This window comes from Mesorhizobium sp. WSM4808 (genome assembly GCF_055811675.1).
The window spans coordinates 288,274-308,036 of the sequence record NZ_JBVVQX010000005.1; the positions used below are offsets into that span (position 1 = coordinate 288,274).

The window sequence follows — 19,763 nt, forward strand, 5'->3', positions numbered from 1 at the left end:
GAAGGAAGAAGTGCGTCAATGGCGGAAATGCCTGATCCCCGTAAACACCATGGCGATGCCGTGCTCGTCGGCAGCGGCGATCACGTCCTTGTCGTTCATCGAACCGCCCGGCTGGATGACGGCGGTGGCGCCGGCGGCGATTGCCGACAGCAAGCCATCGGCGAAGGGGAAGAAGGCGTCGGAGGCGACGACCGAGCCCTTGGTCAGCGGTTCGGCAAGGCCGGCGGCCTCGGCGGCGTCGAGTGCCTTGCGGGCGGCGATGCGTGAGGAATCGACCCGGCTCATCTGGCCGGCGCCGATGCCGACGGTGGCGCCGTCCCTGACATAGACGATGGCGTTGGACTTGACGTGCTTGGCGATGCGGAAGGCGAATTTCAGGTCGGCCATTTCGGCCGGCGTCGGCGCCCGCTTGGTCACCACTTTCAGTTCGAGGTCGTCGACGACGGCGTTGTCCCGGCCCTGGATGAGCAGGCCGCCGGCGACGGATTTGACCGTCGTACCCGGCGTGCGCGGGTCCGGCAGCCCACCGGTGACCAGCAGGCGCAAATTCTTTTTCGCCGCCACGATGGCCGCTGCCTCGTCGGTGGCGCCGGGCGCGATGATCACCTCGGTGAAGGTTTTTACGATCTCTTCCGCCGCCTCGGCGTCGAGGGTGCGGTTGACGGCGATGATGCCGCCGAAGGCCGAGACCGGGTCGCAGGCCAGCGCCTTGGCGTAGGCGGCTTTCAGCGAGTCGCCTTCGGCAACGCCGCACGGATTGGCGTGCTTGATGATGGCGACGGCCGCGGAAAGGTCGGGGTCGAACTCGCCGACCAGTTCGAAGGCGGCGTCGGTGTCGTTGATGTTGTTGTAGGATAGCTGCTTGCCCTGCAGCTGGCGCGCCGTGGCGACGCCCGGGCGCTTGTCGCCGTTGACGTAGAAGCCGGCGCTCTGATGCGGGTTCTCGCCATAGCGCATCACCTCGACCAACCTGCCGCCAAAGGCGCGCCATGTCGGATGTTCGATCTCGAGCGCCTCGGCGAACCAGCCGGAGATCGCCGCGTCATAGCTGGCGGTGCGGGCAAAGGCCTTGGCCGCCAGCTTCTTGCGGAAATCCAGCGAAAGCGAGCCGATGTTCATCTCCAGCGCAGTCAGCACCGAGGCGTAATCGCCGGGGTCGGTGACGATGGCGACATAGGCGTGGTTCTTGGCCGAGGCGCGGATCATCGCCGGCCCGCCAATGTCGATGTTTTCGACGATCGACGCGTAGTCGGCGCCGGAGCGGCGGACCTCCTCGAACGGATAGAGATTGGAGACGACGAGATCGATCGGCTCGATGCCGTATTTGCGCATTGCCGCGGAATGCTCCGGATCGTCGCGCACGCCAAGCAGCGCGCCATGCACCCCAGGATGCAAGGTCTTGACGCGGCCGTCCATGATCTCGGGGAAACCGGTGAGCTCGGAGACGTCGCGCACCGGAAGGCCCGCGTCAGCGATCGCCTTTGCCGTGCCGCCGGTCGAGACCAGCTCTACGCCTGCGGCTGCCAGCGCTTTGGCGAAATCGATGAGGCCGGTCTTGTCGAAAACGGAGAGCAGGGCGCGACGCACGGGAACAAGGTCTGGTGCGGGAATGTTCTTGGCGGCGACGGCCATGGGCTGGCAGCCTTTCACGACTGGTGTGATGGATGCCCGCGCCCGTAGCACATGCCGTCCGGAAATCAAACCGGCGGTCAGGTGGGGCAAGGCAATGAATCCGTATTAAAACGAAAAACCCGCCTGTGTGGCGGGTCACTGGCGCAAATCAGCACCATGGGCGAATTTGTACCATAGCTGAGGTCACCGAGTCAAGAAAAAATTCCTATCGCTGCCGACGAAAGCTGCCGATGCTGCCGAACTGGTTGTCCTCAGGCCTTCTGTTAACCTGCGTTGGAAGCCCTGCCAGGAGGATCAGTTGTTTTCCGGATGACCGGCGATGCTGGTGCGCGTCAGCTGCCAGTGGACTTCGGCGATTTCCGAGGCTTTGAAGGCAAGCACGATCTGGCGGCTGCGGCGCGGGCCGCCAAGACCGGCGAAATAGATCGATTCATCGACTTCCGGCACCACTTCGGCTGCTGTGAACACCCAGGTATCGGCCTGATCGGCGGCCAGCACCAGGCGGTCATGCTCGTCCTGCAAAAGGTTGATGTCGGGGTGGACATGGAAGCGGACGGTGACGAAGTCGCGGCCATTGTTGCGGATCGCGGTATTGCCGGGCCGCTGGAAGCGGTCGCGGCCGGCCAGCACGTTGCCGTTCGACGACAGCTTCAGCTCGCGCTCATGCAGGAAGCCGAAGCGCGGGACATAGCCGTCATGACGGGCGATGAAGCCCTGAATGCCCTTCTGGTCGGTGCGCTTGCACTGCACGTGCTGCGGGCCGCCGATCAGCGGGGAACCGAGCAGGTCGTTGACACGCAGCGAATGGCTGAAGCGCGCCGACGAGGTGTCGTTGATGGTGGCGGTCGAGTGCGCGGCGGTGGCGCGCGCCAGCGGCCGGAATTCAGCCGCGCCATAGGTGTCGATACCGGCATTGACGATGTAGTGCTGGCGGCCGGACGATAGTTCGAAGGCAAGGCAGCTGGCGTGTGCGGCGTTGGACACATCGACCGGCGGCGGCGGGCCGGTGTCGGCGATGACTGTGGTGCCGCCCATCGACAGGCGCTCATAGCCGGAATGCGGCGCATGCAGCAGCGGCGCGCCGGCGGTGTCGTCGTGGCGCAGAATGGTGGCGATGCGGTCGTGGATGGTGGCGCCCATGCCGTTGAAGCGGGCGAGGCTGCCATCCTGATGGCGAAAGAAGCGCAGCGCCGGCAGCATGCGGTCGATGGCGCCGATCAGCGCCTGCGGCGGCGTTTCCGCCTGGTTGGCATAGGTCTGGCGCAGCGGCAGAAGGTCGGCGAGGATTTCCAGGACGACCATTGGATTGCGCGAAATGTGCCCGCCATCGGCGAGGATCTGGCGGTCGAGTTCCTCGGCAAGATTGCGGGTCGCGCCACGCAGGGCCGATGCCGGCGCCGGCAGGGACAAGGCAGCGAAGGCGAGCGCGATGCGAGCCCGCAGCCTGTCCTTGCCGTCGGGCATTTCGCGCGCCATCGACCTGAGGTAGCGGATCTGGATGGCTACCGATTTCAGGAAGGCGCGGTAGAAAGGGAACTCGGCGCCCTGCAATACGACCGAGGAGTGCTGCAACCAGGCGATGATGCGCTTGGCCGTCGTGCCGGGCTCCCAGGCGATGCCGGAAATATGGCTGCCATGCATGGTGATCCAATCGGAGACCAGGGCGCGGGCATTGGCGGCGGCAAGCTCGGTGCCGGCGGCGCGCATATGGCGCAGCCAGCGAAAGCCGTGCAGCGTCTTCTGCCAGCCGTGATTGGGCACGCTGATCTGGAAAGGCGACTTGCCGCCTGTCTCGACGAGATGCCCCGACAGGGGATAGCGGCCGTAATAGATCTCGAGCGCGATCTGCGGGTCGGCGAGGCGCAGGTCCGGCGGTGCGATCAGCACACGTTCCGGCGTGCGGCCGGAATAGCGCCAGCGATAGACAGGCCCGGCGCGCAGGCGCCGGCGCGTTTTGCGCCAGAACTCCTTCGCGACAAGCGTCCACAGACGCGTCGTGCTGCTGGCAGCAAGTGCCAAAACCCCTCCTGATCGTCCTCTACCCCGGCGCCGAGTCTACATGATTGCACGATTCGTGCGAAGGCGAATTCCACGACCCCACGCCGGTTCACCTGGCTTTGCCCCCGATCCTACCCCTAAAAGTCAGTAAATCCGGGCAATTCAATCGCTAGCCGGCTCGCCGCATGCGAGCGGCGAAGAAACCGTCGAGGCCCGAGCGTTCCGGCGCGCCGAGCTCCAGGTCGGCGGGCGTGGTGCGCAGCGTGCCTTGCGGCGTCAGGAACGGATCGATGCCGGCGATCTCGCCTTGCCGCAGCGGATCGTTGGCGACTTCAGGCGTGCCGGCCAGAAAGGCGTGATAGAGATCCTCGCCTTCGAGCGGATCGAGCGAACAGTTGGAAAAGACGATCCTGCCGCCGGGCTTCACCAGCGTGACGGCGCGGGCGAGCAGCCTGCGTTGCAGGTCGGCCAGTTTTTCGACATCGGCCGAAGTCTTGGTCCATGGCACGTCGGGATGCCGCCGCACCGTGCCGGTCGATGAGCAGGGCGCGTCGAGGAGCACGGCGTCGAACAAGTCCTTCGGCTCGTATTTGAGCAGGTCGGCCTGAACGATTTCGGCGGATAGGCCGAGACGGTCGAGATTCTGCGTCAGCCGCACGAGCCGGTTCTTCGAGGTGTCGACGGCGGTGACCTTCGCGCCGGCAACGATCAGCTGCGCGGTCTTGCCGCCGGGCGCGGCGCAGAGATCGGCAACCCGCAATCCCGTGACATCGCCGAACAGCCGGGCGGGCAGGCTGGCCGCGGCGTCCTGGACCCACCAGGCGCCCTCGGCAAAGCCAGGCAATTCAGTGACAGGACCGACAAGATTCTCGACCCGCACCGTGCCGGTCGGCAGGACGATGCCGCCGAGTTTTTCGGCCCAGAGACCGGGATCGGCCTTGACCGAGAAGTCGACCGGCGCCTCAACGCGATGCGCTTCGAGGATCTGTCCGGCCTTCTCGTTGCCGTAGGTGGTCTTCAGCCGATCGGAAAACCATTTGGGCGCTTCGTCGGTGGCGGCAAGGGCGGCAGGCAATTCTGTTTCCTTGGCACGTGCCAGTGTGCGCAGCACACCATTGACGAGGCCGGAGAAGCGCACCGTGCGCGGATCGGATTTGGCATGGGTCACCGCAATGTCGACGGCGGCGCTGTCGGGAATCTCGAGGAACAGGATCTGGGCTGCGGCCACATGCAATATGTGCGACAAAGCGGTGGCGTTGGGCGGCAGCGGTTTTTCCAGGCGCCGCGCCAGCAGCCCCGATATGGTCATGCGGTAGCGCAGCGCGGTGACCAGGATGGCGCGGACCAGGCCGCGATCGCGCAAGTCGAGCGCCTTGTATTGCGGGTGGCCGTTTTCGTGATCGGTCAGCCCATCAAGCGGGGTCCTGGCGTCGATGACGGCGGCAAGCAGGCGCGCCGCTGCCTTGCGTGCGGCGAGGCCGGCAACGAAGTCGCCGCCGTCCCTGTGTTCCTGATCACCTGAAACCGTGCGTCGTGGTCCTCTGTCCGCCACGCTCACGACCACCGGCCCTTGGGCCCGGTCGGATTGCGACCCCATGGGTTGGATTTGGGCTTGGCGGGCTCCGCCGGCTGCTCGGGCTGCGCTGCCTCGCCCCACGGGCCGGATGGCCGCGGTTGATCTGCCTGCCGTGGCGTCGATGCCTGGCGCGGGGCGGCCTGGGTTTCGCCTTGCATCTGCTGCGCCATCGCCTGCAAGGCTGCGATGCGGTTCTCAGTGGCGGGGTGGGTGGAGAACAGGCTGTCCATGCGCTCGCCGTGAAGGGGATTGATGATGAAGAGATGCGCGGTCGCGGGATTGCGCTCGGCATCGGGGTTGCGGATGCGTTCGGCGCCGCGGGCGATCTTGTCAAGCGCCGATGCCAGCCAGAGTGGGTGTCCACAGATTTCAGCGCCACGCCGGTCGGCCTCGTATTCGCGGGTGCGGCTGACCGCCATCTGCACGACCATCGCGGCAAAGGGCGCTACGATCATCGCCGCCAGCACGCCGACAAAGCCGAATGGATTGTTGTCGCGATTGCCACTGAAAAAGAAGGCGAAATTGCCGAGCATCGAGATGGCACCGGCAAAGGTGGCGACGATCGTCATGGTGAGCGTGTCGCGGTGCTGCACATGGGCGAGCTCGTGCGCCATGACGGCTGCGACCTCTTCAGGCGTCAGCGCTTGCAACAGGCCGGTGGAGGCAGCAACCGCCGCGTTCTGCGGGTTGCGGCCGGTGGCAAAGGCGTTCGGCTGCGGGTTGTCGATCAGATAGGTCTTCGGCATCGGCAGGCCGGCCTGTTTGGCCATTGCCTGGACGATGGCGTAATATTCGGGCGCGTTCCTTTCGTCGACCTCGACGGCACGGTTCATCGACAGCACCATCTTGTCGGCATTCCAGTAGCTGAACAGATTGGTGCCGGCCGCGAACAGGAAGGCGATCATCATGCCGCCGGTTCCGCCGATCAAAAAGCCGACGCCCATGAACAGCGCCGTCATCGCGGCAAGAAGCATGGCGGTGCGGATGGTGTTCATCGTCTGCTCCTGTCGAAATGGCACCGAAAAGGGGTCGATCGTCGTGCGTTCATGGCTATATGATGGGAAACGCCAGTTCCTGTTTCAATTGACTGGGCTCAATCTGCCGAGATTATCGCATGACCGACGAAATCAGTAAAACAGGCGCCGCTTCTGCCGAAGCGGCATCGCAGAGAGAGCTAACGCCGGCCGCACGCCGTGCGTTGGCCGAGGCCGCAGCGCGGCGGGAAGACTACCGCGAAAAGGAGGCCGCGCTGCCGAAGGAGATCGGCGGCCGCGGCGGCAAGGAGCCAGGGCGCTACGGCGACTGGGAGGTAAAGGGCCTCACCAGCGATTTCTAGATGCCGCCTAGGCGGCGTTGCGCTGCGGCTCGAGCGCGATCCAGCCACGCTCGTCGACGGTGATGCCGACCATGTCGTAGCCTGCGATCGCGGCATGTTGCGTTGGCAAGGGGTGCTTGTGCGTGGCGCTGATGACCATGACCGCCGCGTCCGCCGCTTCGGCTGCCGCGATGCCAGCTGGAGCATCCTCGAAGACGAGGCAATCGCGCGCGTCGAAGCCGAGCCGTTCCGCGCCAAGCCGGAAGCAATCGGGCGCCGGCTTGCCGCGGGAGACATCTTCCGCCGCGACGATGATGGCCGGGACGGGGATGCCGGCGGCCTTCATGCGCAACAGCGCCAGCTCACGTGGGGCGGAGGTTACGATCGCCCAGCGTTCGGGCGGCAGCGAATCGAGAAATGCCACGGCGCCTGAGATCTGGATAATGCCATCGAGATCGGCCGCCTCGGCCTTCAGCAGCAGATCAGCCTCGTATGCCGGGTCGACGCCCGGCAGTGCCAGGCCGGTGATGGTCTCGATCGCGCGCACGCCATGGATCGTCGGCAGGAAGGCGGCGACGTCGAGCCCCTGGCGGAGAGCCCAATTGCTCCACACCCGTTCCGCCGAGGCGATGGAATTGATGAGCGTGCCGTCCATGTCGAAGAGGAAGGCCGCGAATTTTCTGCCTGAATACATGATTTTCCTTGAGTCCGGGGAGGCGCTTGGTCGGGTGGCCGAACCTAACGTCTCGACTGCGGCAGGGGAAGACACGGGGGCGTGCTTTTCGATCGGCCCAGGGAACCACGATATCCTCCGGGCGTTTGGGAAGGACTGCTTCTCACAACAACGATCGAAGGGAGACCAACGGTGCTGATCCGGCTCGGCTACGAAATCGCCATCGAATGCGTAGCCGCCACGCCGGTGATTTCAGTGCTCGAGATCCATCGGGACAGGCAGGGCGACATCAAGCGGCAGACGCGGGTGCTGACCTCGCCCGCGGTGCCGACAAGACTGTACCACGATCTGCATGGCAATGCCTGCCGGCGCTTCACAGCGCCCGCCGGTGGTTTTCGCATCCTGTACGACGCGGTCGTAGAGGACAGCGGCGAGACGGACGAGGTAAACACCCTGGCCAGGGAAGTGCCGGTGGCGGATCTGCCCGACGAAGTTCTCGGTTATCTCCTGGGCAGCCGCTATTGCGAGACGGATCATCTGAGCAGCCTGGCCTGGCAGCTCTTCGGTGACATCCCGTCCGGCTGGGCGCGCGTGCAGGCGATCGTCGACTATGTCCACAACCGGCTGTCGTTCGGCTATGGCTATGCGCGCTCGACCCGCACCGCGGCGCAGGCGCATGAGGAGCGCGTCGGGGTCTGCCGTGACTTCGCCCATCTGGCGATCGCGCTTTGCCGCTGCATGAATATTCCGGCACGCTACGTGAACGGCTATCTCGGCGATATCGGCGTGCCAGCCGATCCGGCGCCGATGGACTTCTCGGCGTGGCTGGAAGTGTTCCTCGACGGCAAATGGTACACGTTCGATCCTCGCCACAACACGCCCAGAATCGGCCGTATCGTCATCGCCCGCGGCCGCGACGCCACCGACGTGCCGCTGCTGCACAGTTTCGGCCCCCACCGGCTCAGCCTGTTCAAGGTGTGGACCTATGAACAGGAAGGCAATCTGTTCAACCCGCCCTACCACGGCATCGACAGGACCGTCAGCGCACAGATGCTGGCGTAATCGCGACGCCTACCGATGCGACAGGGTGGCAGCGAGGTTCTTTCCAGGCGCAACTTTCGGGACACATGGTCCGCTTCGGCACAGTGAGCTTGTGCCGCAACAGGACGCCGTCGATGGCGTCGCGATGCCTTGGGCCAGATCATGGTAAGCGGCCGGTAAACGCGAGCGCCACGGCGCGTTCCCGTTTACCAACCGTTCACCTTTGCGGGTTCCAAAACTCAACAAAAACAACGACTTGCTGTTGGAAGGCGAGCTCTCCGCCAGGCCAAGGCGACATCCGGCGGGAATCCTGCATTGCCCTTTCCGCGGCGACGAGGCCGAGGCGAGTGGAGGCTGTAGGATGCGGAATTACGGGGGTCTTGTTCACGCGGTCGGCGGCTTCGCCAGGGATCGCGGTGGAAATTTCGCGGTCCTGTTCGGCCTTAGCGCCTCGGTCTTGGCGCTGGCAGCGGGCTTCTCGGTCAACGTATCGCAGCTCTACAATGCCAGATCGAGCCTCCAAGGCGTGGTCGACGCCGCGGTCACGTCGACGGCACGCGACCTGACGACCGGCGTCATCAAGGAAGCCGATGCCGACAATTCGGTGCAGGCCTTTCTCGACGCCAACAGCCAAGCAGGCATTCTGCAGGCCGACCAGATCGTGCTCGACAGGCTGATCGTCAACAGGACTGCCAAGACGGTTCAGGCCGACGCCCATATCGATGTCGCGCTGTACTTTCCGATTTTTGGCACGGGCGACATGAAACGCGTCACCGCTTCCACAACGGCGCTCTATTCGGACAAGACCGTCGAAGTGGCGATGATGCTGGACATAACGGGATCGATGGCCAAGCGCGGCAAGGTCGACAAGATCGGCGATCTGAAAGCTGCTGGAAAAAATGCTGTTCTGACGATGCTGCAGAAGCAGGATCCGCAGAACCCCCGCATCCGCGTAGCGATTGTGCCTTACGCGTCTGGCGTCAACGCCGGCAAGCTGGCGGAAAACCTCTATGCCGAGAAGCAAGGCAGCTCTGAGCTGCCACCCGTCGCCGGCAGTCCGCTTCTCGTCGCCAAGACGGGCAAAAATCTGCTGCCGTCCTTCAGCGACTACATCTCCATTGTCGGCGCGGCGATGCCACGCCCCGACAATTGCGCCACCGAGCGCAAGGACAAGAACGGCAACGCGGATATGAGTGCCGATGGCCCAGACACTGTTCGCACCGACAGGAACGGCAAGAAATACTATGCCCTGGTCAACCGGGACGATCATCTCGGCGGAGGTATGAACAGGTGCCCTGATGCGGAGGTGATCCCGCTGACCGCCGACTCCGATGCATTGCTTGAATCGATCGAGGACTTCCAGGCCGATGGCTACACGGCCGGCGCGATCGCCATTCAGTGGACCTATTATATGCTGTCGCCGCAATGGCGCACTGCAATCAGGAACGCCGGTCTCGGCAAAGGCGCCTCGGATGCCGATCCGAAGAAGATCGCCAAGGTCGCGATCCTGATGACCGATGGCCAGTTCAATACCGCCTTCGCCGGGGCTGGGGACAGGTACAACAGCCAGGGCAACCTTGCGCGCGGCAACGCCGAAACGTTGTGCGACAACATGAAAAATGATGGCATCGAGATTTTCACCATCGGCTTCGATCTGGACGACAAGGACATGTCGGCAACCGAGCGGGATCAGGCAAAGGCGGTGCTGAAGGACTGTTCGTCGAAGGATACCTCCGCCGCCAAGAGGCATTTCTTCGACGTGTCCACCGGAGCCGAATTGGACGATGCCTTTCAGGAGATCATTCGCAACACCGAAAAGGTCGCATTGACCCAGTAGTCCGCAAACGGAAAAGGCCGCCGCTTCTTTCGAAGCCGGCGGCCTTCCGTGTTTCCGTCCGTGGCGCGGCCCATGGCGGCGACCTATCGGGTCACCTGCCGCGCATTTCGCGCCTTAACGGGAAGACTGCTTCCCGAAAGTGCAATCCGCTGAGGCCACGTTCTGGAAAACGAAATCACTCGACATCGGATCACCTCCTTTCGATTTGTTGAACACATACTCATGATGGGGTGCATTGCAGCAAAAGACAAGGTGCGGGTCTGAAATTAGCCTACGGGCGGGCCTGGTGCGAGCCGGCTTGCGGTTGCCAGGCAGGCCGGGCAAACTTCCGCTCCGGGGGTCGGCATTCGGAGGAATCGCATGGAGGCAGCCGAAAAGGCCGCTCGCATCGTTCGAACGGTGATCGAAACATTGAAACCGGGATTTGCCGTCAGGCTATGGACCGGAGAGCGGATCGGCCCCGCCACGGGTCCGGTGCTCACCATCAACGACCAGGACATCGTCTGGCAGATCGTGAAGCGACCGTCCCTGTCGACGCTGATCGAGATGTGGATTTCCAAAACGATCGACATCGAAGACGGGACGATTTTCGACTTCTACGCCCTGCCATCGCAAGGCAAGCTCAGAACCAAGCTCAAATCGCTGCCGAAAATGGCGATCCTGCGCGACCTGCCTTCCGTGCTTTTGGCGCGCAAGCAGATGACGGCGCGGACCGATCTGTCGGGGCGCAATCCTTATGTCAGCGGTTCGAGCCAGGAGGCGATCCAGCATCACTACGACATTTCGAACGCCTTCTACCGGCTCTTCCTCGACGAGCGCATGGTCTACAGCTGCGGCTACTTCAAGGATTTCGCCAATGGCATCGATCAAGCACAGATCGACAAGCTCGACCATATCTGTCGCAAGCTCCGGCTGAAGCCTGGCGAACGACTGCTCGACATCGGCTGTGGCTGGGGAGCGATGCTCATCCATGCCGCGAAGAACTATGGTGTTATCGGCCACGGTGTCTCGCTGTCGCAGGCGCAGACCGATCTTGCCCGCGAACGCATCCGCGCCGAAGGGCTGGAGGACCGCATCACCATCGAGATCAAATCCTATGCCGAACTCACCGGCTCGTTCGACAAGATCTCGTCGATCGGCATGTTCGAACATCTCGGGCTCGCCAACCACGCCACCTATTTCAAGACCATTCATCGCCTGCTGAAGCCGGGCGGCATCTATCTGCACCACGCCATCACCCGGCGCAGCAAGGGCGAATTGAAGAAGACGCTGCGCAAGGGGCCGGAGTACAAGGCGCTGCTCAAATACATCTTCCCCGGCGGCGAACTCGACACGATCGGCATGACAACAGGTAATCTCGAGGCGCATGGTTTTCTCGTCTACGATGTCGAGAACCTGCGCGAGCACTATGCCCGCACCTGCAGACTGTGGGCGGAGCGGCTGCACGAAAGGTTCGACGAGGCAATCGCCGAGGTGGGCGAAGCCAAGGCACGGCTATGGCTGCTTTACCTGACGGGCTGTTCGATCACCTTCGAACGCGCCTCGGCGCAGATTTTCCAGACCGTCGTGACCAAGCGCGCGCGTGGTCCAAGCGGCCTGCCGCCGACGCGGGCGGATCTGTACCGATAGCTTACAGGAAGCGCATCGCGTCGCCGGTTTCGACGCGCGCCGGCCGGTCGACCGTGCAATAGACGCCGAGATTATGGGCGTTATGGCGGACCAGATTGCGCAGGATCGCCGGATCATGGTCGAAGCCATCCTGGGCGATGATGGTGAAACCGCAGCGGCGGCAGGGTTCGGAGATGGTCAACTCCAAGTCGCCGATCGCCAGCTTGCGGCCGATCCATTCCGTCTCCGGAAACGACCCTTCGAGTGCCGCCATGTCGACGACGATGTTGGGACGAAAACGGCGCGGATCGGGGGTGCCTTCCGGATGCAATGCCTTCAGGCGCGCCAGCGAAGCCGTGGTCAACAGATGGATCGGCGCCTTGCGATAACGCTCCGCCGTCAGCGGGCCGGAATAACCAGGCGCGGCATTCTCGCGGCGAAACGGCCGGATCGAGGCCTCGAAGCCGAGATAGGCCGATACCGCCCGGTCGCTCTCGATACTTGGCGCAGCCAGCCAGTCGCTATCGGGAACGGCAATCTCGAGTTCCAGGGCAGGCGACAGCCGGGTGCGGATGCGCGGCACCTTGTGCCATTTCGCGTCGCGGTCCGGTCGGGCGATCTCATTGTCGGACTTGTCGACAAGGCCGAACATACGGTCGCCCTCGATGCTCTCGATATCGACCGAGATTGTTTCGCGACGCTCGCCGGCAAGCGAACTCGCCGGATAGCGCCAAAGCTCACTGACAATGCCAAGCGCTGCCTGCATCAGCTCTTCTTGTTTTGCCGGTTGGCGACCAAATCATCGACGACGGCCGGATCGGCGAGCGTCGAGGTATCCCCGAGCGCGGAAAAATCGTCCTCGGCAATCTTGCGCAGGATGCGGCGCATGATCTTGCCGGAACGCGTCTTCGGCAGGCCGGGCGCGAACTGGAGCTTGTCGGGCGAAGCGATGGCGCCGATCTCCTTGCGGACATGGGCGACCAGCTCCTTGCGCAGCTCCTCGCTCGGCTGCTCGCCGGCCATCAGCGTGACGTAGCAATAGATGCCCTGTCCCTTGATGTCGTGCGGATAGCCGACGACGGCGGCTTCCGAAACCTTGTCGTGGCTGACCAGTGCGGATTCGACCTCGGCCGTGCCCATGCGATGGCCGGAGACGTTGATGACGTCGTCGACGCGGCCGGTGATCCAGTAATAGCCGTCGGCGTCACGGCGGCAGCCGTCACCGGTGAAATACTTGCCCTTATAGGTCGAAAAATAGGTCTGCACGAAGCGGTCGTGGTCGCCATAGACGGTGCGCATCTGGCCCGGCCAGGAATCGGTGATGCACAGATTGCCGTCGGCCGCCCCTTCCAGAACCTTGCCCTCGCCGTCGACCAGCTGCGGCTTGACGCCGAAGAAGGGCCGCGTCGCCGATCCCGCCTTGAGGTCGGTGGCGCCGGGCAGCGGCGTGATCAGGATGCCGCCGGTCTCGGTCTGCCACCAGGTGTCGACGATCGGCACCTTGCCGTTGCCGACGATGTTGAAATACCACTCCCAGGCTTCCGGATTGATCGGCTCGCCGACCGAACCCAGTACGCGCAGCGACTTGCGCGATGTCTTGGCGACATGCGCGTCGCCGGCGCCCATCAGCGCGCGCAGCGCCGTCGGCGCGGTGTAGAAGATGTTGACCTTGTGCTTGTCGATGACTTCCCAGAAGCGCGACTGCGACGGATAATTCGGCACGCCTTCGAACATCAGCGTGGTGGCGCCGTTGGCGAGCGGGCCGTAGACGATGTAGCTGTGGCCGGTGACCCAGCCGACATCGGCGGTGCACCAGTAGATGTCGCCGTCATGGTAATCGAAGACATATTGGTGGGTCATCGAGACGTAGACGAGATAGCCGGCGGTGGTGTGCAGCACGCCCTTCGGCTTGCCGGTCGAACCCGATGTGTAGAGGATGAACAGCGGGTCCTCGGCCTTCATCTTCTCGGGCTTGCATTCGGCTTTCACCGTCGCGACCTCGTCGTGGTACCAGACGTCGCGGCCTGAAACCCAGCCGGTCTTGCCGCCGGTGCGGCGCACGACCACCACCTTTTCGACTTTCGTCCCGGCTTTCGCGGCGATCTCGATCGCCTTGTCGGTGTTTTCCTTCAAAGGGATCGGCTTGCCGCCGCGCAGGCCTTCATCGGCCGTGATGACGAAGGTCGACTTGCAGTCGTCGATGCGGCCGGCCAGCGCATCCGGCGAGAAACCGCCGAAGACGATCGAATGGACGGCGCCGATACGCGTGCAGGCCAGCATCGCATAGGCGGCTTCCGGGATCATCGGCATGTAGATGGTCACGCGGTCGCCTTTCTTGACGCCGTGTTTCTTCATCACATTGGCGAGCCGGCAGACATGCTCGTAGAGCTCGTTATAGGTGACCTTCTTGTCATCGTAGGGATTGTCGCCTTCCCAGATGATGGCGGTCTGGTTGCCGCGCTTCTTCAGGTGCCGGTCGATGCAGTTGTAGGAAACGTTGGTCAGTCCGTCCTCGAACCATTTGATCGAGACCTTGCCGTCGAAAGAGGTGTTCTTGACCTTGCTGTAGGGCTTGAACCAGTCGATGCGCTTGCCGTGCTTGCCCCAGAATTTGTCCGGGTTCTTGACGCTGTCGGCATACCATTTCAGGTAGGTGTCATTGTCGATCAGCGCGTTTTTCTTCCACGCCGGCTGGACGCGATGGACATGAACCTCGGACATTCCTGACTTTCCTCCCGAACCAATCGCCGGCTTGAAATGCCGGCGGGATCGCGGCGACAGGGCCGCGAATTCGGCGGCATTATTACCAGTTCCGCCGTTACGGCAACATTAGCCGTTGGATTCGCGCGGCGGGATGCCGCAGGGGGCTTCCCCGGGGCTGTCAGCACTCGGCCAAGTGCGCTGCTAACTGCATGTTTTCGCATGCTAAAGCCGGTTCAGATGAAGAAAAAATCAATAGACGATTAATCAGCGGCGCGCACAATCAGCCATGGGAGGACAGGCGAATCAACCTGGGGACCGTAATGCGCGACCATGCCGAAATGGACCTGATGCTCAAAGGCTATGGCTTGACCACGGCCAAGATTCTTTATCACTTTCCCGATCACCCGCATCTGCTGCAGAGCTTCATCTGGCAGGACTACGATCTGGCGCCGAAGTTTCCGGTGCTGATCAAGTTCATCGAATTCTGGAAGGCCAAGCTGGACGGGCCGCTGCATTCGATCAGCTACACCCACCAGAAGCTGATCGCGCCGAATGAGTGGCGCAAGGTGGATGGGGAGTTCGTGCTGCATTAGGGGCGAGTTTCGCAGCAACGGCTTCTTGAGGTCGGCGTTCTACGACGCCCCCCTCTGTCCTGCCGGACATCTCCCCCTCAAGTGGGGAGATTGGCAGCTCCGCCGACAACGCCGCCCCTTGTTACGCCTGAGATTGGCGAAAGTCGCCGCGACATCCATCTCCCCCCTTGAGGGGGAGATGGCCGGCAGGCCAGAGGGGGGCGCTGGCCCGCGAACCTTGCGCCATGACGACCCGATGCGCTCACACAGCCGGCGGGTTCAACCGGGCAAAGCCTTCCTGCCGCCGATACGGGAAGTACGGGTAGGGCGCGGTGACTTCGCTTGCGGCGTCGAGTTTCCCGATCTGCTCCGGCGTCAAGGTCCAGCCGACGGCGCCGAGGTTCTGGCGAAGCTGTTCCTCGTTGCGGGCGCCAATGATGACCGACGACACGGTCGGGCGCTGCAGCAGCCAGTTGATGGCGATCTGCGGCACGGTTTTGCCGGTCTCCTGCGCCACCGCATCGAGCGCATCCATCACCCGGTAGAGATGCTCGTCCTCGACCGGCGGGCCGAAATCAGCTGTGTCGTGCAGCCGGCTCTGTTCCGGCAAGGGCTGGCCACGGCGGATCTTGCCGGTCAGGCGGCCCCAGCCGAGCGGGCTCCACACGAGCGCGCCGACGCCCTGGTCGAGGCCGAGCGGCATCAGCTCCCATTCGTAGTCGCGGCCGACCAGCGAGTAGTAGACCTGGTGCGCGACATAGCGCGGATAACCGTGCTTGTCGGCTTGCGCCAGCGACTTCATCACTTGCCAGCCGGAGAAATTGGAGACGCCGACATAGCGCAGCTTGCCGGCGCGCACGAGTTCGTCCAGCGTCGACAAGACCTCCTCGATCGGCGTCCCGGCATCGAAAGCGTGCAGCTGCAACAGGTCGATATAGTCAGTGCCGAGGCGCTTCAGTGCGGCGTCCACCGACTTGATCAACCGCGACCGGGAAGAGCCATAGTCAGCGGGTCCGTCGCCCATCGGCAGCGCGGTCTTGGTCGATATCAGAACGGCATCGCGGCGGCCTTTTATCGCTTCGCCAAGCACCTCTTCCGAGGCGCCGTTCGAATAGACGTCGGCGGTGTCGAACAGATTGACGCCGGCCTCCAGGCAGATGTCGATCAGCCGCCGCGCTTCCCTGGCGTCGCTGTTGCCCCAGGCGCCGAACAGCGGGCCGGAGCCGCCAAAGGTTCCCGCGCCGAATGAGAGTGCGGGCACTTTCAGGCCCGATGCACCGAGACGTCGGTAGTCCATCTTTTTACTCCTGTGGAATGAAAGGTGTGGGAAGCGGGTTTGCAGAGGACGGTCACGACCGGATGGAGGCAGGCTCGCCGAGCGTGGCGGTGCGATCGAGACGCAGCGCCAGCCCCGCCACGCCGAGTGCCGCGAGCGGCAGCAGGGCGGCGACCCAGGTGAGTGAGCCCAGGCCAAGGCCATGGGCAATCACCGCACCGCCAAGCCAGGCACCTGCCGCATTGCCGAGATTGAAGGCGGCGATGTTGAAGGACGAGGCGAGGCTCTGGCCGGCACCTTGCGCCTTGTCCAGCACCCACATCTGCAGCGGCGCCACGGTGGCAAAGGCGGCGGCCCCGAGCAGGCCGACATAGATGACGGTCATCACCTGGCTGTGGATGGCGAAGCTCATGGTGGCGAGCACCAGGGCCAGCACCACGAGACTGCCGAGAACGGCCGGCACCAGCCAGCGATCGGCGACCTTGCCGCCAAGTAAATTGCCGGCAATGAGGCCGCCGCCGAAGACGAGCAGGATCGGCGACACGGCCGCTTCCTGGAAGCCGCTTATCTCGGTCAGCAGCGGCGCGATATAGGTGAAGACGGCGAAGACACCGGCATAGCCGAGCACGGTGGTGGCAAGACCGAGCAGGACGGGCGTGCGGCGCAAAACGGCGAGATCGGCGCGCAGATCGCTCTTTTCGGACGCCGCCCGGCTGCGTGGCACCAGAGCCAGGATGACGGCGAAGGCCGCCACGCCGACCAATGTCACCGCCCAGAAGGTCGCTCGCCAGCCGAAGGCCTGGCCGAGCCAGGTGCCGAAGGGCACGCCGAGGATGTTGGCGATGGTCAGACCGGTGAATATCAGCGCGATCGCCGAGGCTTGTCTGTTGGGTGCGACCAGCCCGGTGGCGACGACAGAGCCGACGCCAAAGAATGTGCCGTGGGCGAAGGCGGTGATAATGCGGGCGCCCATCAGCGTCCAGTAATCGGGGGCCAGCGCACAGGCGAGATTGCCAAGCGTGAAGATCGCCATCAGTGCCAGAAGCACGGTCTTGCGTGGCCAGTTGCCGGTGGCGATGGTCAGCAGGGGCGCGCCGATGACGACGCCGAGCGCATAGCCCGAAATGAGCTGGCCGGCGGCCGTGATCGAAACGCCGAGATCCTTGCTGACATCGAGCAGCAGACCCATGATGACGAATTCGGTGACGCCGATGCCGAAGGCACCGGCGGCAAGGGCGTAGAGAGCAAGAGGCATGGCGATTTCCACTTCGATGGCGAAGAGCGCCGTCCCGCGCCCCGACCCCTGAGATCGTGCTTCCCTGCATTGTGAACCAGACTTGCCTTGGGCACATTTTCTGTGAAATAGATTCACAAATGGCCAGGCCCGATATCAATCGCTCCGGCGAGATCGAAGTGTTCGTGCGCGTCGTCGAGGACGGCAGTTTTTCCTCCGCCGCACGCGCGTTGCGCATGACGCCTTCAGCGGTGAGCAAGCTGATCGCGCGGCTGGAGGCCCGGCTTGGTGCGCGGCTGGTCAGCCGTTCGACGCGAAAGCTGCAACTGACGCCGGAAGGCACCGCTTTCTACGAGAGCGGCCTGCGCATCCTCGCCGACATGGCGGCGGCCGAGCAGGAGGCGGCGGCGGGTGCGGCACCGCGCGGAAGGCTGCGCGTCAACAGCTACGTGCCCTTCGGAGTACACCGGCTGATCCCGCTTCTGCCACGCTTCCTCGAACGCTACCCCGAGATTTCAGTCGATCTGGTGCTGACCGACAGCGTCATCGACCTGATGGCGGAACGCGCCGATGTCGCTATCCGTGCCGGGCCGCTGAGTGAGTCACGGCTGGTGGCGCGCAAGCTCGGGCAAAGCCCTGTGGTGGTCGTTGCAGCACCTTCCTACCTCGAGACGCAGGGCATGCCGCTGACGCCAGCCGATCTCGACAGGCATAACCGCATGGGCTTCGGGTTCGTCAGGCATCTCGATGGCTGGCCGTTCCTCGACGCGGACGGCCGCGCCATCATGGTTCCCATCACCGGCAACACGCTGGTCAGCGATGGCGAGGCGATGCGGCTGATGGCGCTGGCCGGCGCGGGCATCGCCCGGCTGGCTCGCTGGCATGTGGCGGAAGACATCGCGGCCGGCCGGCTGGTGCCGCTGCTGGAGGCATTCAATCCCGGCGACGAGGAGCCCACCCACGCCGTCTATGTCGGCCAGGGCCGGCATCTGCCGGCGCGGGTGCGTGCCTTTCTCGATTTTCTGGGAGAGAGCGTCCGGCTGAGCTGACATCCCGGGAGCCACGGCTCCCGGGATGTCAGCGTGGGCTGTATTTATGCTTTCGGCATGAACGGCGCGGGGCGGCGGCCCGCTGCCTGGCGCTCCAGCATCCAGCCGGGATATTCGGATGGCAGGGCGCTGACCTCGTCGAGACGAAGCAGATCGTCGCTGTCGAGCTTCACTTCAGTCGCGGCAAGGTTCTGCTCCAGCTGCTCCATGCGGCTGGCGCCGATGATGACGCTCATCACGAAGGGCTTGGCCAGGACATAGCCGAGCGCCACCGTGGCGACGCTGACATCATGCTTTTTGGCGATTTCGCGCATGACGGCAACGGCCGCCCAGGCACGGTCCTCATTGACCGGCGGGAAGTTGAAGGACGCGCGGCGGCCTTCGCCATTGCCGGGCGCGCCGGGGCCGTATTTGCCGGAGAGCAGGCCACCGGCCATCGGCGACCACACCATCAGGCCGAGCTTCTCTTCGTTGAGCAGCGGCACGATCTCGCGCTCGAGGTCGCGGCCGGCGATCGAATAATAGGACTGGACGGTCTCGAAACGGGCAAAGCCCTTGCGCTCGGCGATACCGAGCGCCTTGGCGATGCGCCATGCCGCCCAGTTGGAGACGCCGACATAGCGAACCTTGCCGCTGGCAACGAGATCGTCGAGCGCCCGCAGCGTTTCGTCGATCGGCGTCACGGTGTCGGTGCCGTGCAGCTGGTAAAGATCGATATGGTCGAGCTGCAGCCGCTCCAAGCTGGCATCGACCGAGTCCATGATGTGGCCGCGTGACGAGCCGCGCTGGTTGGGGCCTTCGCCCATGGCGCCATGCGCCTTGGTGGCGATGACCACGTTCTGCCTGTTCACACCGAGATCCCTGAGCGACTGGCCGAGCAGCCGTTCGGATTCGCCAAAGGAGTAGACGTCGGCCGTATCGAAGAAATTGACGCCGGCGGCGAGCGAATGGGCAACGATCTCGTTGACCCCCTTCTGGTCGAGGCTGGCGATCAGGCCCCATTGGGCATTCTGACCGGCGGCGCCGAAGGTCATGGTGCCGAGGCACAGTTCGGAGACGAACATCCCCGTATTTCCAAGCTGGTTGTAGCGCATGATGGCGGCTCCAGAGAGTTTGTGATGACGCAAAGCAAATAGGAACGGTACGTTTCGTTTCCAATTGCTGGCTCAACGAGCCCGCCGAGTTGGCCTATAACCCCTCACCGCATCTAATGCCGCCATCAGAAAAGCGCCCGCTGCATTCACCGAAC

The 19,763-nt window shown here is 63.8% G+C and carries 16 protein-coding genes; 6 read left to right on the forward strand and 10 right to left on the reverse strand.

The genetic code is table 11. The features are described from left to right. Positions 1-15: 15 nt before the first annotated feature. The 4 genes from purH to htpX all read right to left on the reverse strand — a co-directional run bounded on the left by purH (position 16) and on the right by htpX (position 6,201). The gene (gene purH / locus AC0L2U_RS11415; protein ID WP_127396788.1) at positions 16-1,632 is read right to left on the reverse strand and encodes a bifunctional phosphoribosylaminoimidazolecarboxamide formyltransferase/IMP cyclohydrolase; all 1,617 of its coding nucleotides are present in this window, start codon (positions 1,630-1,632) and stop codon (positions 16-18) included. 294 nt (positions 1,633-1,926) lie between these two features. Continuing rightward, positions 1,927-3,651, reverse strand: coding sequence for a heparinase II/III family protein (locus tag AC0L2U_RS11420; protein ID WP_127808790.1), 1,725 nt, complete (start codon positions 3,649-3,651; stop codon positions 1,927-1,929). A gap of 148 nt (positions 3,652-3,799) precedes the next feature. After that, positions 3,800-5,227 carry an RsmB/NOP family class I SAM-dependent RNA methyltransferase gene (locus tag AC0L2U_RS11425; protein ID WP_473601932.1) on the reverse strand — a complete coding sequence of 476 codons (1,428 nt, stop codon included), beginning with the start codon at positions 5,225-5,227 and terminating at the stop codon, positions 3,800-3,802. Further along, entirely contained in the window at positions 5,185-6,201 is a 1,017-nt protein-coding gene (gene htpX, locus AC0L2U_RS11430; RefSeq protein ID WP_127271031.1) for a zinc metalloprotease HtpX, read from the reverse strand. The genes AC0L2U_RS11425 and htpX overlap by 43 nt, the downstream gene beginning before the upstream one ends. Before the next feature lie 119 nt (positions 6,202-6,320). Between htpX and AC0L2U_RS11435 the strand changes: the two genes are divergently transcribed. Continuing rightward, a complete protein-coding gene (locus tag AC0L2U_RS11435) occupies positions 6,321-6,542 on the forward strand; it encodes a DUF1674 domain-containing protein (RefSeq protein ID WP_127382026.1) in 222 nt (73 codons plus the stop codon). Positions 6,543-6,549: 7 nt separating this feature from the next. Here the strand turns inward: AC0L2U_RS11435 and AC0L2U_RS11440 are convergent, their stop codons facing one another. After that, positions 6,550-7,215, reverse strand: coding sequence for an HAD-IA family hydrolase (locus tag AC0L2U_RS11440; protein WP_473601934.1), 666 nt, complete (start codon positions 7,213-7,215; stop codon positions 6,550-6,552). A gap of 171 nt (positions 7,216-7,386) precedes the next feature. Here AC0L2U_RS11440 and AC0L2U_RS11445 point away from each other — a divergent pair, with 171 nt between their 5' ends. The 3 genes from AC0L2U_RS11445 to AC0L2U_RS11455 all read left to right on the forward strand — a co-directional run bounded on the left by AC0L2U_RS11445 (position 7,387) and on the right by AC0L2U_RS11455 (position 11,701). Beyond that, positions 7,387-8,256: a transglutaminase-like domain-containing protein gene (locus AC0L2U_RS11445; protein ID WP_127397486.1), complete on the forward strand. Its 870-nt coding sequence runs from the start codon at positions 7,387-7,389 to the stop codon at positions 8,254-8,256. A 340-nt stretch (positions 8,257-8,596) separates the two neighbouring features. Beyond that, positions 8,597-10,072: a TadE/TadG family type IV pilus assembly protein gene (locus tag AC0L2U_RS11450; protein WP_473601935.1), complete on the forward strand. Its 1,476-nt coding sequence runs from the start codon at positions 8,597-8,599 to the stop codon at positions 10,070-10,072. 360 nt (positions 10,073-10,432) lie between these two features. Next, positions 10,433-11,701, forward strand: coding sequence for an SAM-dependent methyltransferase (locus AC0L2U_RS11455; protein WP_127397484.1), 1,269 nt, complete (start codon positions 10,433-10,435; stop codon positions 11,699-11,701). A gap of 1 nt (position 11,702) precedes the next feature. Here AC0L2U_RS11455 and AC0L2U_RS11460 read toward each other — a convergent pair whose 3' ends face one another. Beyond that, on the reverse strand, positions 11,703-12,446 hold the full coding sequence (locus AC0L2U_RS11460; RefSeq protein WP_292658130.1) for an MOSC domain-containing protein: 744 nt from the start codon (positions 12,444-12,446) through the stop codon (positions 11,703-11,705). Further along, the gene (acs, locus tag AC0L2U_RS11465; protein ID WP_127321111.1) at positions 12,446-14,401 is read right to left on the reverse strand and encodes an acetate--CoA ligase; all 1,956 of its coding nucleotides are present in this window, start codon (positions 14,399-14,401) and stop codon (positions 12,446-12,448) included. The genes AC0L2U_RS11460 and acs overlap by 1 nt, the downstream gene beginning before the upstream one ends. 302 nt (positions 14,402-14,703) lie before the next feature. On the opposite strand from acs, the gene AC0L2U_RS11470 reads away from it, so the two are divergent. Then, a complete protein-coding gene (locus AC0L2U_RS11470) occupies positions 14,704-14,976 on the forward strand; it encodes an usg protein (RefSeq protein ID WP_013529022.1) in 273 nt (90 codons plus the stop codon). A 241-nt stretch (positions 14,977-15,217) separates the two neighbouring features. Here AC0L2U_RS11470 and AC0L2U_RS11475 read toward each other — a convergent pair whose 3' ends face one another. Further along, positions 15,218-16,252, reverse strand: coding sequence for an aldo/keto reductase (locus tag AC0L2U_RS11475; RefSeq protein WP_292337247.1), 1,035 nt, complete (start codon positions 16,250-16,252; stop codon positions 15,218-15,220). 52 nt (positions 16,253-16,304) lie between these two features. Further along, positions 16,305-17,486 (reverse strand): MFS transporter, encoded by a 1,182-nt coding sequence (locus tag AC0L2U_RS11480; protein WP_473601936.1) that lies wholly within the window; start codon positions 17,484-17,486, stop codon positions 16,305-16,307. A gap of 119 nt (positions 17,487-17,605) precedes the next feature. Here AC0L2U_RS11480 and AC0L2U_RS11485 point away from each other — a divergent pair, with 119 nt between their 5' ends. Beyond that, entirely contained in the window at positions 17,606-18,514 is a 909-nt protein-coding gene (locus AC0L2U_RS11485; protein WP_128287923.1) for a LysR family transcriptional regulator, read from the forward strand. Between the two features lie 44 nt (positions 18,515-18,558). Here the strand turns inward: AC0L2U_RS11485 and AC0L2U_RS11490 are convergent, their stop codons facing one another. Then, on the reverse strand, positions 18,559-19,608 hold the full coding sequence (locus AC0L2U_RS11490) for an aldo/keto reductase (protein WP_127808800.1): 1,050 nt from the start codon (positions 19,606-19,608) through the stop codon (positions 18,559-18,561). Between the last annotated feature and the right edge of the window lie 155 nt (positions 19,609-19,763).

Excerpts from the sequence above, each read along its gene's own strand:
- purH (WP_127396788.1), bottom strand. The coding sequence starts at position 1,632 with ATGGCCGTCGCCGCCAAGAACATTCCCGCACCAGACCTTGTTCCCGTG.
- AC0L2U_RS11425 (WP_473601932.1), bottom strand. The coding sequence starts at position 5,227 with ATGGGGTCGCAATCCGACCGGGCCCAAGGGCCGGTGGTCGTGAGCGTG.
- htpX (WP_127271031.1), bottom strand. The coding sequence starts at position 6,201 with ATGAACACCATCCGCACCGCCATGCTTCTTGCCGCGATGACGGCGCTG.
- AC0L2U_RS11435 (WP_127382026.1), top strand. The coding sequence starts at position 6,321 with ATGACCGACGAAATCAGTAAAACAGGCGCCGCTTCTGCCGAAGCGGCA.
- AC0L2U_RS11440 (WP_473601934.1), bottom strand. The coding sequence starts at position 7,215 with ATGTATTCAGGCAGAAAATTCGCGGCCTTCCTCTTCGACATGGACGGC.
- AC0L2U_RS11450 (WP_473601935.1), top strand. The coding sequence starts at position 8,597 with ATGCGGAATTACGGGGGTCTTGTTCACGCGGTCGGCGGCTTCGCCAGG.
- AC0L2U_RS11455 (WP_127397484.1), top strand. The coding sequence starts at position 10,433 with ATGGAGGCAGCCGAAAAGGCCGCTCGCATCGTTCGAACGGTGATCGAA.
- AC0L2U_RS11460 (WP_292658130.1), bottom strand. The coding sequence starts at position 12,446 with ATGCAGGCAGCGCTTGGCATTGTCAGTGAGCTTTGGCGCTATCCGGCG.
- acs (WP_127321111.1), bottom strand. The coding sequence starts at position 14,401 with ATGTCCGAGGTTCATGTCCATCGCGTCCAGCCGGCGTGGAAGAAAAAC.
- AC0L2U_RS11470 (WP_013529022.1), top strand. The coding sequence starts at position 14,704 with ATGCGCGACCATGCCGAAATGGACCTGATGCTCAAAGGCTATGGCTTG.
- AC0L2U_RS11475 (WP_292337247.1), bottom strand. The coding sequence starts at position 16,252 with ATGGACTACCGACGTCTCGGTGCATCGGGCCTGAAAGTGCCCGCACTC.
- AC0L2U_RS11480 (WP_473601936.1), bottom strand. The coding sequence starts at position 17,486 with ATGCCTCTTGCTCTCTACGCCCTTGCCGCCGGTGCCTTCGGCATCGGC.
- AC0L2U_RS11485 (WP_128287923.1), top strand. The coding sequence starts at position 17,606 with ATGGCCAGGCCCGATATCAATCGCTCCGGCGAGATCGAAGTGTTCGTG.
- AC0L2U_RS11490 (WP_127808800.1), bottom strand. The coding sequence starts at position 19,608 with ATGCGCTACAACCAGCTTGGAAATACGGGGATGTTCGTCTCCGAACTG.